Genomic DNA, 14,790 nt, shown 5'->3' on the forward strand with positions numbered 1-14,790 from the left:
CCGGGGCGGTTTTGAGACTAAACCTCTACTTCTACCTTACCGATCGGGTTGGAACAGCAGGCAAGAATGTAACCGGCTTCGATATCGTCTTCGGATATCCCACCATTGTGAACCATATGCACCTCACCTGCTGTTTTTCTAACCTTGCAGGTCCCGCAAACGCCGAACGTACAGCCCGAGGGGATGTTCAACCCAACCGACCGTGCAGCGACCAGAACCGTGTCGGTTTCGGCAACTTTGGCAGTCACGCCGGAGCTTGCAAACACAATCTCAGCCTTGCTGTCATCATCTGGGATAACATCATCCAGCTCTGGCTGATCGGCCTCGGTTTCAACCGGGGCACCAAAGCTTTCCTGATGATAGTTGTCCATATCATAGCCCAGCCCGACCAGAGCATCGCGTACCGCCTGCATGAAAGGTTCCGGGCCGCAGCAATAGACTTCACGCTCCAAATAGTCAGGCGCCATCAGGCCCAGCATCAACTGGTTGAACTGCCCCTGATACCCCGTCCAAGGGCGATAGCGGTCGGGCTCTTCAACAACGAATTTCAGATCTAGGCCAGGGGTTCGGCTGGCCATGTGTTCCAGCCGCTGGCGAAAGATGATCTCGGACGGTCGCTTGGCGCAGTTGATAAAGACAATATCCAGATCACGCCCCTCATCCCACATGCAGGTGGTCATCGACATCATCGGCGTGATCCCGGACCCGGCAGAGATGAACAGATATTTGCCAGCGGTGCTTTCAACATTCGAAAACAACCCGGCTGGTCCGATGGCTTTGATCCGCATGCCGGGTTGCAGGTTGTCCAGCATCCAGCGCGTTCCAATACTGTCGGGCTGGGCCTTGGCAGTGATGGTGATCGACCGTGGCCGCGAGGGAGAAGATGAGATCGTGTAAGTGCGATGCACAACCCCACCCGGCTGCCCAGGAGCCGGGATTTCAAGGGTCAGAAACTGCCCTGGATGGTACGCAAACATCGACCCAGACGGAGCGCGAAAGGTGAAACTGGCCGTATTGGCCATCTCGGGCACGACCGAGACGCATTCCAGTGTTTCGCTGTCCTGCCAGATATTCGCAACCGCGTTGAGATCTTTCATCACCTTTACTCCGCCGCGATTGTTTCGGGGGCCAACCGACCGGCCAACGTGTTGCAATACCAATCCACGAATTGCAGCACACCAGATTCCTGCGTCGGCGAATACGGGCCAGGCAGATAGGCCGGGCTGTTGATACCCAGTTGATTATCCTCGACCACCTGACGGTCTTCGTCATTGGTGGCAATCCAGACCTCGGTCAGACGTTTCAGATCGTAATCGACCCCTTCAACGGCATCCTTGTGAACCAGCCATTTGGTTGTGACCTCGGTTTCAGTCGGGCTGATTGGTGTGACGCGGAACACGATGGAATGATCAGCCAGAAAGTGGTTCCAGGTGGTTGGATAGTGAAATTTCAACAACGCACCTGCATCCGCAAAAGGCGATCGGCCAAGCCAGCGCCGCACGGCGGATTTTCCATCCATCGTATAGCTTTGCGCTCCTTCTTTCAGAGGCATCCGAGCCATACGGAATTGTCCGTCATCATGCAGGTAGAATTGCGAGGGCATCCCGGCGGCTTCGCACCTGTCAAAATGCGCTTGCATATGCAGCGGCGTCTCACCCCCTTCGATCCCTGTGACTGCAGGATCATCAGGGAATGTGCGGCATAGCGCGGGATGGTTGCCACCGCAGTGGTAACACTCGCGGTTATTTTCCCAAACCAGCTTCCAGTTGCCTTTCTCAACAATCGAACTTTCAAAAGCCACTTTGGCGTTGCCCAGATCATGCGGCTCCAGATAAGGGCGCGCGGTATTGGCAAACATGTCGAAATCTGGGGCGTTGTCCGCAAGACAGATGTAAACCAACCCGGCAAGCTCACGGCAATGGACGGTCTTCAACCCATGCTGTTTCGGATCGAAATCCGGCCCCATATCGCGCGCCCACAGCAATGAACCATCGAGCTCGTAGGTCCATTGGTGATAGGGGCAAACCAGCTTAGGCGCATTGCCTTTTGCAGCCTTGCAGATGATCGAACCACGGTGGCGGCAGGTGTTGTGAAATGCCCTGATTTGGTTGTCGGCACCACGCACAATGACAACGCGGTAGGCACCCACAGTATAGGTTACGTAGTCCCCTGCTTTCACCAGCTCGCAGGCCGGAATGGCAAACAGCCAATCGCGATAGTGGATGGCTTCAAGATCGGCCTGAAATACCTGGGGGTCTGTATAAAACGCCTGCTCGAGCGCGTGATCAGGGATGCGACGTGCCAACAGGCTTTGAATGCTGTTCATTTCTGGCTCTCCTGCCGCGCCCCGCGGCATTGCTTGGGCAGATGACAAGGAGGAACCGTCCGGAGGCGCGCGAGGATCACGTCCGAAACATGTGCCCCCACCGCCACCCGCGGTTTGACATATCTGCAAGGCTGGTTTCCGGACTTGAAAGGGGCTTGCGCCCGGTTGCGACACCTTCCCGGGATCCTCGTCCCAGTGGTTGATTGCCGAACCTGACCTTCCTTACCGTTGCGGGGGCAGTGCCGGAATTTCACCGGCTTCCCAATTCTCCGCTGTCTGAGACTCAAACAGCGGCACCTCACATGCACAGGATAGAGTCGCGCAGTTCATATGCTGAGAGACTTGCGACATTTTCAGTTTCAAAACAGACATCTCGATGTCCGGGTCGGATCCGGGTTTGTGAAGTAAAACCCCGGGATACATTTCAGGCACAAACCCGCAATCTTCCGCTTGGCTGGTTTGGCGGTATAAGACATCTTCATAACCGTGCGTCCGTTACGTGCCATCGCCCCAAATGCTAAAAGTAGGAGAGCCCCAATGGAAATCAGACCCTTTGGTGTTGAGATGTGGATGAATGAGTTCGAGACGACCTGCGAACTCAATCTGGCTGAGACCTGCGTCCAGTCCATCACGCTGGGCGAACTGTTCGACATGGCGGGTCAGCACAACAGCATTCTGAACGATCTGTCATCCATGAAGATGACCTATGGCGCAATTGAAGGGTCAGAACGCCTGCGCGATGCGATCTGTGGCCTGTATGACAGACAGGGCCGGGATAACATCCTAACAACGCATGGGACCATCGGCGCGAACTCTCTGGTGCATCAGACGCTGGTATCGCGTGGTGATCACGTGGTTTCCGTGATACCCACCTATCAGCAGCACTACTCCATTCCCGAAAGCATTGGTGCCGAAATCGAACTGCTGCATCTGCGGTCCGAAAACGCCTTTTTGCCCGAACTGGACGAGTTGCGGGCGATGGTGCGACCCGATACGCGCCTGATTGTGATCAACAATCCCAATAACCCGACAGGGGCGCTGATGGATCGCACATTGCTGGAACAAATCGTCGAAATCGCACGTGGTGTCGATGCCTGGTTGCTTTGTGACGAGGTCTATCGCGGAACAGATCAGACAGGCGACGGCTTCACCGCCGCAGTCGCAGACCTGTACGAAAAAGGGATCAGCACGGCAGGCATGTCCAAGGCCTATTCGCTGGCCGGGTTACGGGTTGGCTGGATCGCCGGACCCAAAGAGATGCTGCATGACGTGATGATCCACCGGGACTACAACACGATATCGGTCGGCAAGATCGACGAAATGCTAGCCGCCATGGCGCTGGAACATCGCGACAAGATACTGGCGCGGGCGCACCGGATCACTCGCCAAAACTTGCGGATCGTTCAGGATTGGATCGTAAACGAACCGCTGCTTAGCTGGGTGCCGCCAAAATCCGGCACTACGGCCTTGTTGAAATACGAACTACCAATGTCTTCGCGCGATCTATGCGTGACGCTGTTGCAAGAAGAAGGTGTGATGCTGACGCCGGGCAGCGCAATGGACATGGAGGGCTGGCTGCGGCTTGGATACACCAACCCAACCGAAGATTTGAAAGCCGGGCTGGCCCGGTTCTCGCAGTTTCTGGCACGCCACGCCAAGTCGTAGCGCGCCGAACGGCCGCGCAAGAATTTAGATTAAACCTGTCTAACGCAGTCTCAAACGTCCTGTCCGATCAAAAGAGACGACAAATCCCATGAAATTGGTAGATGTCAGATCGCATGCTTTAGAGGGCATGAAGAGGCTGCAGCGCAAGACCATCCGTGGTCGATTTTCAGAGAGTAAGTAATATTGGAATCCGCCACCCAATTCGTTGATACCGCCTTTATCGGGCTCTGCCTGTTTTGTGCTAACCTGCTGTTTCTACGAAAGCGCGATACCGGTGTGTTCATGCCCCTGGCCGCACTGTTTCTTATACAAGGCCTGTCCTCTATTGGCGCTTTGATCGCCGACGCGTCGGGAAGTGAGGACGAGTTCAATCTTGTGATGCGCGTTAGCGTGCTTGTCGTCCTGTTTGATTTCGCAAGCCCCTTTCTTTTCTGGCTTTATGTCCGCGCCTTGACCAGCGAAGCGGATGAAGCGCCCAAGCCTAGGCTGCGGTATCACCTACCCCCGATCATCATATCCGGGCTGCTCATGTCATCGCTGATGTTTCTGCCAACGGATCTGAGCGATGTTGACCTACCTGAGGACGATCCCCGGTTGTTGCGGTTTGTGTTGATCGCCTTGGCGGTTTTGACCGCTGACGTACTGTTCCGGATCATAATGGCCGTTTACCTGATCCTGATCATCCGAATGCTGATGATCTACCGCAAACGGTTGCGCGAAGTCTTTGCAAGCACCGAGAACCGAGAGCTGACTTGGGTTTGGGTGATTACTTTCGCAGCCATGTCATTTTGGTTTCTGTCGGCGGCCGTCAGCATACTTACAGTGTCCGAGGCTGTCGGGTTCGAGGTACAAGATGAGTTGCTTGATTTCCTGGAAAGCCTTGCCCTGCTGTTTCTGTTCTGGGTCATTGGCATATGGGGGTTGCGCCAACGCCCAGGCCTGTCCCGAACACCAGTGACAGACCCACCCGACCCCGACGAGCCATCAGGGCGCAAATACAAGAAATCAGCCCTTGACGAAGAACGCGCCGCGCGGATCGCGAAGAAGATCGAAACGGCAATGAGCCAGGACCTGCTGTACCGCGAACCGAACCTTAGCCTGTGGGATCTGGCCAAACATATCGGGGTCACATCGCATTATGTTTCGCAAACGTTGAATGCCAAACTGAACAGCACATTCTTTGACTATATCAACCGATGGCGGATCAATGACGCAATCGAGCAATTGACCTCGACCGACGAGACCATTCTGAACATCGCGTATGATGTTGGCTTCAATTCGCGCTCAGCCTTTTACAAGGCTTTTAAGCGCGAGACTGGGAAAACGCCTTCTGACGTACGCAACTAGTCTGGGAAGCAACTGAACCAGCACGATCACCGCGCTGGCTCAGTCGACGAGGTATCGTTTATCAGGTCTTAGAACTGGTAGGCGACTGACACGACGGCTGCATAGTTTCCTTTGGATTTCACAATCGGGCTGTCCGCCGCGTCTCCCAGCAGGCGCGAATAGGCCAATAGGCCGGTAACACCCCAGCTTCTGCCGATCTGTTTGCTGACGCCAAGTTCGACATTCAGCGCATTTACACCAGACTCCGCCCTGTATTGGCGCAGACTTGAACGGGCAGATTGCGCTGAGGTCACGCCAAAGAAGCTTTGGTTGTAGTCCTCATCCGCCCAATCGACAGAGACCCCGCCGATCAGAACAACGCCGTTTTGGCTGGTTTCGTCGCTATAGGGTCGGCCTGTGGGGGCCAGCGCACCACGGATCACGCCAAACGGCACCTGCGTTTGCAGACCCAGTGACACAACAGTACCTTCCGAGCCACCCAGAAACTTCCTGACATCCGCCGTCGCGGTCAGGCTTTGACCCAGATCGAACTGAGTACCCAGCGACAGCACAGCGCTATTGTCGATATCGCCCAATCCTTTCAGATCGTTGCTATCGTCTTCGTCCCGTCCGCCGCCATAGCCAACAGCCGCAGACACACGAAACCCATTCTGATCGTACAGAAAGGCGCCCAGCCCCTGATCCGAGATTACAATCCTATCTCGCCAGACGCCTTCAAAGGTGACCAGCGGTGCCAGTTCGTATTCATCCGATCCTTGATATTCGGGGACCAATCCACCGCCTGCGCCGATGTAAAATGCCCAGTCTTTGTCCGAAGCCGATAGAGTGTTGGCGACCTGGGCGGAAAGTGGCGTGCTGCTCAGCACAACGCCAAATCCAATTGCGGCAAACCTTCCGCAACTACGAGAATTCAATGTCATGAATTTCCTCAATCTTCTTACTGTTTTGATGACGGTCAGGCACCGTCGGGCTTGTGACTGATAAAGCGTTTCGAAATGCACCCCATCGCAGGCGCATCGGCAAAACGCCCTGATCAGACGCAGCATCAAACTATCCTTCATCCGAATGATTGCCGTCCCGTCCGGTCGAACGGGACATCCCGAACTGTTCTCGCCGATGGGTCGAGACGCTTAAAACATGTTGTTCGGCTTAGCGTTTCCCCACCACTGCGTGATTACGCAGGGGCCATGAAACAAAGGAGTAGAAACGTGCAACATAAGCACAGAAAACGCATTTTCATTCAAAGACGTTACAAATCCGGTCGTGTTCTGGATACGGACACCAAAAAAGCCCTGCTGCTGTTGCTTGCAATGCTGCTGGCTTTTGGCATCGCCTCGGCGCAAAAGGCCTTAGCTGCTGATATCCGGCCCAAAGATGGTGTCTGGCAAGGCGCGACAACCGTTCGTCAGGTCAACGGCTGCACACCTGAGATTCAGCAAGAGATCAAAAGCGGGCCCCAGACCGAAATCCTGTATCACGACTCGATGACCTTTAAGGCCCCGTTTGATTTCAAACAGTTTAACCGCGTGCTGGATGCAGATGTGCGCTGGACCAAACAAGGCCCAAATCAGTGGCACGGCACAGTGGTCGAAACCGAGCGTACTATGTTCGGTGCAGTAACCAGCACCACTGAGCTTAAGACCCTTGTCGCCAGTGACACACGGATCAATCAAACCGCCGTCATGACCGTTTCATTTTCGCGCCGGCTGGCAGAAAAACTTGGGGTTTCTGCGCCGTGCGTCGTTGATATCGACATCACCCACCGGCATCTGGGCCCATGAAACAGAACGTCCATGAGGCCCTCGGCTGGAAATGCCCTTAGCTGGCTTTTGCTGTCGATGCACCCTTTGAGGCGAAACGGTCCAGAAACGGAATGGTGAACATCCCCAGGAACACCAGGTTGCCGATCAGATTGAACGGCGCGCCCGCCAGCACAGACCCCAGGCTGTCGACGCAGAACCATGTCCAGATCGATAGAAGGATGACCCGTTTTGAGAATGCAGGCGCAATGCGCATCCCCTCGCCCGCGAGCGCCCAGAGCAGGATACCCCAACCGACCATGATCCCCCCGCCGATCGCGCTGAGCAGTCTTGCCCCCTCGGACGTAAGTCTCTGCGCGCCATCGAGCGGCCAAAAGATCAGATCGCCAAAAAAGGTTGGCACAGCATCCATAGCGGGATGTGCCCCCATCCAGATGACGCCGCCGAACAAAATCACCAACCCGGCCCCGGTTTTCAAAAGCTTCTCTTGCAGGTCCATGGCATGTCCTTTCTTTCTAAATCGATGATTGAGATCTAAGTCCGCACAGGTAATGTAAGCAATTACCTGTTAGGTAAGGGTTGTGATTTAGTCGGCGCATAACAGCGAAGGAGGACAGTTTTTGGCACAGTTCGGTTCGCTGCTGAAAGGCTGGCGCGGCACCCGTGGACTAAGCCAGCTGCAACTGGCAGGTCTTGCGGATGTTTCAGCGCGTCATATTTCGTTTCTGGAAACCGGTCGCGCCCGACCCAGCCGCGATATGGTTCTGCATCTGTCCGAGGTTCTGGATGTCCCCAGACCCGAGCGAAATCGCCTGTTGTACGGGGCCGGATTTGCCGCCCTCTATAGGCAGGAATCCCCCGACAGCGCCTTGCTGAAACCCATCAATGATGCAATCACACATCTTCTGTTCAGACACGATCCCTACCCCGCGATAGTTCTGGATGGGCTTTGGCGATTGCGACATCTCAATACAGCGGCAAGAGCGTTGTTGAAGGTTGCTGGACTGTCCGAGGGCGATAGCTTGCTTAAAGCAATTTGCGACCCTAATTGGGGACCCAGTATTATCGAAAACTGGGGAGAGGTTGGCCATCATACGATGGTCCGTCTACGATCCGAGAGTTTACAAGCTGGCGGAGTATCCGAACTGGACGAAGCTGTTGCGCGGTTGGCCGCCGATCCGGCCATTGCAGCTTGGCGACCTACCGGACCTTTGCCACCTGTGATCCCCACAATATATCGAGCTGGTGGCTTGCGCCTCAGCCTGTTTTCCACCTTTTCCCAGTTTCGCACCGCAGAAGACATTGTGGTCGCCGATCTGAATATCGAGCTGTTGTTTCCCGCAGATGAAGAAACGCGCGGCACCTTGAATGCATTCGCTTCTGTCAGCTGACTGCGGGGTACGATCTACTAGCGGACTAAGCATGTTGCTGAAACACGCCCAGAATCAAACTCATAAGCTCTAGCAAAGCCTGATCCTTTCCGGTTGTGTTTACTTCAATCGCGGAATGGTCGGTTAGAAAGGATTGCCGGGTCATTTCACCTTCTGACAGCGCCAGCAAAGAGGCATAGTTGGTACGCAGCTCGACATCAGGGTTTGTTGCTTCTGCATAAGATACACTTGCAGATCCGTCTGAGGCCTTCAGTTCAAACGCTTCGCCATCCACGACAAGGCTTGCCACCACACTCAAATCCCCAGTGTGAACACGTTGTGCGGCAGCGTTGAGCGTTACCGCGACTGTACGCAGGTTTCCGGGTCGGACAATTTCGCCCGTATTGGGAAACAGTGCACCAAACATCGCCAGCTCAAAAATCAGGTTGCCTGTCCGGCGCCCTAAATCTGTCAGTTCATACAGCATCGCACCATGGGGGCCATCGCGTCTGGCAACCAGCCCATCTGCGACCAGCTTTGCAAGCCGATCGGTCAGCAGGTTTGCAGCGATCCCGCTGAGCCCGCTTTGCAGGTCGGTAAATCGCGCTGGTCCGGCATGCAGGTCTCGCAAGATCAACAACGTCCATCTGTCACCCACGCGATCCAAACCGCGTGCGATTGGACAGAGCAGTTTATATGAGCGTGGCTTAGCCATTGCACACCTCACGATTTCGTTACTTTATTTTTTAAAGTAACAGCTTTATTCCCTTAACTATCGAATGGAATGGAGTCGATGCAATGTCAACACAGCCCAGGATTTTGGTGACAAGTGCTGCTGGAAAAACCGGCCTGCCCGTAGCCCTTCAATTGCTTACCAAGGGTGTCCGCGTCCGAGCCTTTGTGCGTTCCAGAGATCATCGCGCAGATCGTCTGAAAGCGGCTGGCGCTGAGGTTTTCGTTGGTAATCAGTATGATATGAGCGATTTGCGCACAGCCATGCAAGGTGTGCAACGCGCCTATCAATGTGCCCCGACCGCTCCTAACGGATTACACTTCAATGCTGCCTTCACTGCGGCAGCCTTTGAAGCCAAGATCGAGCATGTGGTCACACTTGGGCAATGGCTTTCAAGCGTTGATCATCCATCTCTGTTCACGCGCGAGGTGTATATCAGCGACATACTGATTGGCATGCGCCCAGAAATGAGCGTGACCACGATCAATCCGGGCTGGTTTGCGGACAACTATCTTATGGGTGTTGGGCTGGCAGCCCATCTCGGGATACTCGCGATGCCGTTGGGCGACGGAGAGACCTGCAAAAACGCCCCACCCTCGAACGAGGATATTGCGCGTGTCGCTGTTGCTGCCTTGTTGGATCCAGAAACACATAGTGGTCAAACCTATCGACCCACGGGGCCCGAGCTGATCTCTCCAAACCAGATTGCTAATGACATTGGTGAAGCACTTGGGCGTCGCGTGCGGTACATGGATATCTCGGAACGAATGATGCTGAAAGCGCTCAAAGCGATGCCCCCGTCAAATTACTCCGAAGCCGCGGCCTCGCAGCTCGCTCTTTATTGCGAAGAATACAGGCGAGGAACTTTTGCTGTGAACGCGCCAACGGACGCTGTCGCACGGTTAGGTGGACGAGAGCCTGAGAGTTTTTTGACCATCGCAAAGCGAACAGTCGCTGCACGCCCGGATTTGCTCCGCAGCACATCACGTACAATCGCGGCAATGGGCGGCTTTGTCAGAATGTTGCTCACCCAGCCACCCGATCTGGACCAGGTTGCGAATGACCGTGATTTTGTTTCGATCGCAATCCCTAAATTCAGTCAGGACGACCCCGCCTGGCGCCGCACCCATGCCGTTTCCAATGTTCTAAGCTCCAGAGAGGTCGCCTGACATGACTGCACTAATGATATCGACCATCAAAGTAACCGATCCTGCCGGATTTCGGGACTATATGGCCAAGACTCAAGAGATCGCCCGCCCATACGGCGCCAAAGCCCTGTTCAAAGGGATGCGGAGTGCCACACTCAACGGTACGGATACCGAGGGTGACATGGTCGTTGTTGTTAGCTTCCCTGACATCGAAACCTTGGAACGGTGGAATACCTCGGACGAGTACAAGAAGATCGTAGCCCTGCGAGATACCAGTTCCAGTCAGGTGATGACGGCCTATAGTGCTTTTGAATGATACACGGTCCCACCCTTTAATGGGTGGGATCAAATCCATTTAGATTGAACTATTTGCATAAGGTCCTTTTGATGAAACGAGCTTTTACCAACATCCTGACCCATGATGTCGCTGCGACGGCCGCGTTCTACGAAGATCTGCTTGGCCTGACACGCAGCGGTGATTTTGGATGGTTCATCATTTTGTCCGATGATGGTCTGCCCGGATTCGAGCTGGGCATTCTTGACAAAGATCACGAGTCGGTTCCAGATATTCTGGCGTGGCCGCCCGCTGGTGCGATCCTCACCTTCGTCGTCGACGACGTCGAGGAGTTGTATCGCAAAGCCATTGCAAACGGGGCCGAGATTATCCAGCCCCCGACCGATCTGTTCTACGGCCAGCGACGCCTGATGTTGCGCGACCCCACCGGAACAGCCGTGGATATCAGCTCTCCCATTCGCTAGCGGGCACCCTCACCCTAGAAAAAGGAACCGTTTGATATGGGCATTCCAAAACCCCCATATACTGGCCAGTGTCTTTGCGGCGCAGTGCGTGTAAACATCACGGCCCCGCCCCTGCTGACAGTGGCTTGCCATTGCGCCGACTGCCAGAAACTCACCGCCAGCGCATTTTCGTTGACCACGATGTTTCCGCGCGACAGCTTTGAATGCACCGGCGCGCTGGTAACAGGCGGGCGACACTCGGCTGAGCGACGGCATTTCTACTGCCGTTCCTGCCTTTGCTTTGTCTATTCCGAGGTCGGCCAAACAGACCGGATCAACCTGCGCACATCCGTGTTGGACGAGGCAGACAAGTTTGAACCTTTTCTTGAGGTTATGCGCGAAGACAAGTTGGAATGGTCCAACACTCCCTCTGTCCATCGCTACGACAGGTATCCGACCAGACCCGAAGAGTTGCAGGCATTGATGTCAGCATACTCGACCTGGTGCACACCCGGTGGCTAACTGCTTGACCCCAGGGTGTACCGCTTGCGCTCAGCCTCCATCGCTGCGCGCCATTCGGCCCGCAAGAGGTCCATCCGACGAGGGACTTTGTCCGACAAAATCTGTCCTTGAACGATCAGTTCGGTTCTGAAGTATCGAAACCTCTCTCGAAGTTCGCACCAAGCTGCAATGATCCGGCCCGCGTCCCGATAGCCCAGTAGGATCGGCCAGATCACCCGGTCCGTCAGAGTATTCTTGCTGTCACGATAGGTCAGCGAAATCTTCGCACGTTGCCGGATGGCCTGGCGAATGTCAGCCGCTGACAAGACCTCTGACACAGGATCAACAGGCGCGACGCTTAGGATGGGGGCCGCAAACGACGCCTCGAACCGTGCCGGGCTGACCGTTTCGATCTTTGACAACAACTTTTCCGCAGCCAGTGCCAGCTCTGGCTCGCCACGCGTCCGCACCCATTGCGCGCCAAGAATTGCCGCTTCGATCTCGTCCGAAGTCAGCATTAGAGGCGGCATGTGAAAGCCAGCCTCCAGTACATAGCCAACACCGGCTTCGCCCTGAATTGGTACGCCCTGGGCCATCAGGGCAGCGATGTCGCGATAGATGGTTCTTTTGGTCACTCCAAGCTCAGCGCCAATCGCCTGCCCCGAGATCGGAACCTTAGCTCGTCGCAGAATTTCAATGATCTCAAACAGCCTATCACCGCGTCTGATTCCACTCTCCTTGTGGGGTAAGATATCCATGCTGACATTATGGTGACAATATGCTGTCAGCAGAGGGTGTGTAGATATCAGATCAGACCTGAAACAGGAGATAAATGAATGAAGCACATCCTATCTATGACACTTGCAATGCTCTGTGCGGGCAGCGGTGGTTCAGCTGCCCAAGACGTGGCGCTCTTGGCCATGGGTGCTTATGTGCACACCAATGACATGCAAAAATCCGAAACGTTCTATCGCACGCTATTCGCGCGGGATCCGATGATCCAACTAGAGGGGTTTGTCGCCTTCGATATATCGGGCGGTTGGTTCGCGATCGTGTCACGCAATAGATTCGCGCCTGACGCCCAAGCAGGCACCGGCGCGGTCCCGTATATTCGTTCAGGCAACTTAAGCACGCTACGTACCCGCATTCAAAACACAGGCGCTGAGGCGCCCGAGATCATTGAAGAACCTGGCATTCATTTGCTCAAGATCACTGACCCAAACGGCCAACTTGTTGAGTTTTTTCAACTTATCGGCCAATGAAACAGTGCCCCCGAAAAAAACGGGGGCACCTTCTTCTGGTTACCGGTTTCCAATCCGGCGCACCGGACCGTCGAACGTGGGAACCGACAGGACAAAGGGATCAGTCGGGTAGCAGATCGCCTGTTCCTCGAGCATGGCAATCGCGATTTCTTCACCCATGCGCAGGCTGTCATAGTAGTCAGAGTAATAATGCACACCGGCCATATTGCGCCCGATTGAGATATTAGCGGCAAGCTTGTTTAGCTCACCTTCCAGGGTCAGCGGGCACTTGACGACCTTGCGGTCAAGCTTGTCGCAGCCTTTCTTTGGCGCTGTATATTCGCTCGCCTCAGAAATAGAACGGTAGAACCCGTCCTTGCCACAATTGCAGCTATCGCGATCAGCGTTTTTTCCCAGAACTGTGCTGGTGTCAAAATAGGCTTTCAACACCGTTACACAGGCACCCGCAACGGTCGCATGCCCGGCACCATAAGCTGGATGCATCGGAGAACCTTCACCGAATGCCATAGGCAGCAAAAAGTTACCTTTGTTGAATTGCTTTGGCTGCCTTGGGTTGCCGTGCGCGATCTTGTCAAGGGTCGATTTACCATCGCGCCCTTTGTTCGACATCAGATCATCACACATCTTGCTGAAAGCCCCGCAAAGACTGGGGTGATATTGCTCGATCACGTCGGCCTTCGCGAGCCGCGCGGCCAATGCTTCAGGGCGCAGACGCAGATGGTTATTGAACTTTTGGAACCGAACCGCCTTCAGCGCGCGTGTCGCCACTTCGGTCACCAGAGTCAGAATATGTGGACCACCATAAAGTGCAAACCCGCCAGCATTCTGTGGCTGACCCGAGCTAGGATCGTAGACATCGCGCATGCCCGAGAGATTTGCAAACCCCGGATCAAACGGCGTGCCCATGCCCAGTAGGATTAGACAAGCATTGAGATAGGCCTGATAGAGCGCGTCGTAGTGCACATACGTAGCCAGATCGCGCGGTGTTTTTATGAAGCAGCGCTTCTTCTCGCTAAAATCCTGACCAGCGCCACACATATTGACGTCATAGCCCTGTTGAACATCAAGCCACTCTTTCCATGTCTTCATGTAGTCATCGCCTTTCGCGGCAACCAAAACACGCTGGTCTACCTGCTGAGCACCAAAGCTGATCAACCCGTCCTCTAGATCAACGGATCCAGCCTGATCGCGGGTACCAATCAACATAAGCTGTGACAGGTACGGTCCCTTATCACAGCCCGGGGACGAGCCTCTGAAGGCAGTTTGAGCATCCAACGTAGTTGTTGTCGCACTCGTGCGACCTCTGCCACCTGGGAAACCGGCTTGGGCAAAATCAAGCGCATTCAGCCGCGCAACGGAGTTGGACAGCTGAGCACCACCAGTTTGAAACTGTGAAAATGACACATCGCGCAAAATGGCCAACTCGTAGACTTCGGCCATTTCAAAGGTCAGCTCGTCGCTACAGAGTTCGGGCGCCGGCGGCATAGTTACGGCCTGCGCATCGGGCCCTTCAAGATCGTAGACCACTCCGGCGGTCGGTGCTTCCCATTTTCTGCGCCCCTTTCCCCTGGGCGGGGTTGGTACAGGAACCCGGGATGTGAACGGCTCGATCCAGCCTTCATCAATGGCCTGACGAAACGCTTCGAAATGCCCTTTGTCATCAACAAGCCCGGTAGCAGAGTTATGATTGAGCCCCTTGGTAAAGCTCATCGGATAATGTGCAGTGGCGTATCTCTGCTCGTCGCCATTGGCGGTATGGTCTGGATGCACCCGGTCACGCGCCATGCGCGCAGCGGATACCCGGCCTTCAAATGCGGCCTCGCGGCGGTTGACTGCCATGTCTAACACTCCTTTGAAAATAAAAATTTTAAATTGAATTGGTCTTAAAACGCTGACGCGAAAATAACGTCAACGCGTGCTGGTCTCTATCACAGAGCGTG

Annotated in this window: 16 protein-coding genes and 1 riboswitch; of the genes, 9 read left to right on the top strand and 7 right to left on the bottom strand. The window is 54.9% G+C overall.

Annotated elements, in window-relative coordinates; genetic code table 11:
• Positions 1–17: 17 nt before the first annotated feature.
• Both ACR0DH_RS13025 and ACR0DH_RS13030 read right to left on the bottom strand, forming a co-directional pair.
• A complete protein-coding gene (locus ACR0DH_RS13025; RefSeq protein WP_480549670.1) occupies positions 18–1,097 on the bottom strand; it encodes an FAD-binding oxidoreductase in 1,080 nt (359 codons plus the stop codon).
• Between the two features lie 5 nt (positions 1,098–1,102).
• Positions 1,103–2,326, bottom strand: coding sequence for an aromatic ring-hydroxylating oxygenase subunit alpha (locus ACR0DH_RS13030; protein ID WP_480549672.1), 1,224 nt, complete (start codon positions 2,324–2,326; stop codon positions 1,103–1,105).
• Positions 2,327–2,438: 112 nt separating this feature from the next.
• Positions 2,439–2,642, bottom strand: a riboswitch (cobalamin riboswitch).
• Between the two features lie 221 nt (positions 2,643–2,863).
• On the opposite strand from ACR0DH_RS13030, the gene ACR0DH_RS13035 reads away from it, so the two are divergent.
• Both ACR0DH_RS13035 and ACR0DH_RS13040 read left to right on the top strand, forming a co-directional pair.
• Positions 2,864–3,991 (top strand): aminotransferase, encoded by a 1,128-nt coding sequence (locus ACR0DH_RS13035; RefSeq protein ID WP_480549674.1) that lies wholly within the window; start codon positions 2,864–2,866, stop codon positions 3,989–3,991.
• A 183-nt stretch (positions 3,992–4,174) separates the two neighbouring features.
• Positions 4,175–5,338: a helix-turn-helix domain-containing protein gene (locus ACR0DH_RS13040; RefSeq protein WP_480549676.1), complete on the top strand. Its 1,164-nt coding sequence runs from the start codon at positions 4,175–4,177 to the stop codon at positions 5,336–5,338.
• A gap of 68 nt (positions 5,339–5,406) precedes the next feature.
• Here ACR0DH_RS13040 and ACR0DH_RS13045 read toward each other — a convergent pair whose 3' ends face one another.
• Entirely contained in the window at positions 5,407–6,258 is an 852-nt protein-coding gene (locus ACR0DH_RS13045) for a MipA/OmpV family protein (protein ID WP_480549678.1), read from the bottom strand.
• Between the two features lie 288 nt (positions 6,259–6,546).
• Here ACR0DH_RS13045 and ACR0DH_RS13050 point away from each other — a divergent pair, with 288 nt between their 5' ends.
• Entirely contained in the window at positions 6,547–7,119 is a 573-nt protein-coding gene (locus ACR0DH_RS13050) for a hypothetical protein (RefSeq protein WP_480549680.1), read from the top strand.
• 37 nt (positions 7,120–7,156) lie between these two features.
• Here the strand turns inward: ACR0DH_RS13050 and ACR0DH_RS13055 are convergent, their stop codons facing one another.
• Positions 7,157–7,597: a hypothetical protein gene (locus ACR0DH_RS13055; protein WP_480549682.1), complete on the bottom strand. Its 441-nt coding sequence runs from the start codon at positions 7,595–7,597 to the stop codon at positions 7,157–7,159.
• A gap of 121 nt (positions 7,598–7,718) precedes the next feature.
• Here ACR0DH_RS13055 and ACR0DH_RS13060 point away from each other — a divergent pair, with 121 nt between their 5' ends.
• On the top strand, positions 7,719–8,489 hold the full coding sequence (locus tag ACR0DH_RS13060; protein ID WP_480549684.1) for a helix-turn-helix domain-containing protein: 771 nt from the start codon (positions 7,719–7,721) through the stop codon (positions 8,487–8,489).
• A 25-nt stretch (positions 8,490–8,514) separates the two neighbouring features.
• Here the strand turns inward: ACR0DH_RS13060 and ACR0DH_RS13065 are convergent, their stop codons facing one another.
• On the bottom strand, positions 8,515–9,183 hold the full coding sequence (locus ACR0DH_RS13065) for a winged helix-turn-helix transcriptional regulator (protein WP_480549686.1): 669 nt from the start codon (positions 9,181–9,183) through the stop codon (positions 8,515–8,517).
• 83 nt (positions 9,184–9,266) lie between these two features.
• Between ACR0DH_RS13065 and ACR0DH_RS13070 the strand changes: the two genes are divergently transcribed.
• The 4 genes from ACR0DH_RS13070 (at position 9,267) to ACR0DH_RS13085 (ending at position 11,609) form a co-directional block, all read left to right on the top strand.
• Positions 9,267–10,370 carry an NmrA family NAD(P)-binding protein gene (locus ACR0DH_RS13070; protein WP_480544628.1) on the top strand — a complete coding sequence of 368 codons (1,104 nt, stop codon included), beginning with the start codon at positions 9,267–9,269 and terminating at the stop codon, positions 10,368–10,370.
• 1 nt (position 10,371) lies between these two features.
• Complete coding sequence (locus ACR0DH_RS13075; RefSeq protein ID WP_480544627.1) at positions 10,372–10,665, top strand: DUF1330 domain-containing protein; 294 nt, start codon at positions 10,372–10,374, stop codon at positions 10,663–10,665.
• A gap of 71 nt (positions 10,666–10,736) precedes the next feature.
• Positions 10,737–11,108 carry a VOC family protein gene (locus tag ACR0DH_RS13080; protein WP_480549688.1) on the top strand — a complete coding sequence of 124 codons (372 nt, stop codon included), beginning with the start codon at positions 10,737–10,739 and terminating at the stop codon, positions 11,106–11,108.
• Positions 11,109–11,144: 36 nt separating this feature from the next.
• A complete protein-coding gene (locus ACR0DH_RS13085) occupies positions 11,145–11,609 on the top strand; it encodes a GFA family protein (RefSeq protein ID WP_480549690.1) in 465 nt (154 codons plus the stop codon).
• On the opposite strand, the gene ACR0DH_RS13090 is transcribed toward ACR0DH_RS13085, so the two are convergent.
• Positions 11,606–12,346: a helix-turn-helix transcriptional regulator gene (locus ACR0DH_RS13090; protein WP_480549692.1), complete on the bottom strand. Its 741-nt coding sequence runs from the start codon at positions 12,344–12,346 to the stop codon at positions 11,606–11,608. The genes ACR0DH_RS13085 and ACR0DH_RS13090 overlap by 4 nt on opposite strands.
• 78 nt (positions 12,347–12,424) lie before the next feature.
• Between ACR0DH_RS13090 and ACR0DH_RS13095 the strand changes: the two genes are divergently transcribed.
• Positions 12,425–12,850 (top strand): VOC family protein, encoded by a 426-nt coding sequence (locus tag ACR0DH_RS13095; RefSeq protein WP_480549694.1) that lies wholly within the window; start codon positions 12,425–12,427, stop codon positions 12,848–12,850.
• A 39-nt stretch (positions 12,851–12,889) separates the two neighbouring features.
• Here ACR0DH_RS13095 and ACR0DH_RS13100 read toward each other — a convergent pair whose 3' ends face one another.
• Positions 12,890–14,689 carry a vanadium-dependent haloperoxidase gene (locus ACR0DH_RS13100; RefSeq protein WP_480549696.1) on the bottom strand — a complete coding sequence of 600 codons (1,800 nt, stop codon included), beginning with the start codon at positions 14,687–14,689 and terminating at the stop codon, positions 12,890–12,892.
• Between the last annotated feature and the right edge of the window lie 101 nt (positions 14,690–14,790).

The sequence above is a fragment of the Ruegeria sp. I1 genome (assembly GCF_056532675.1).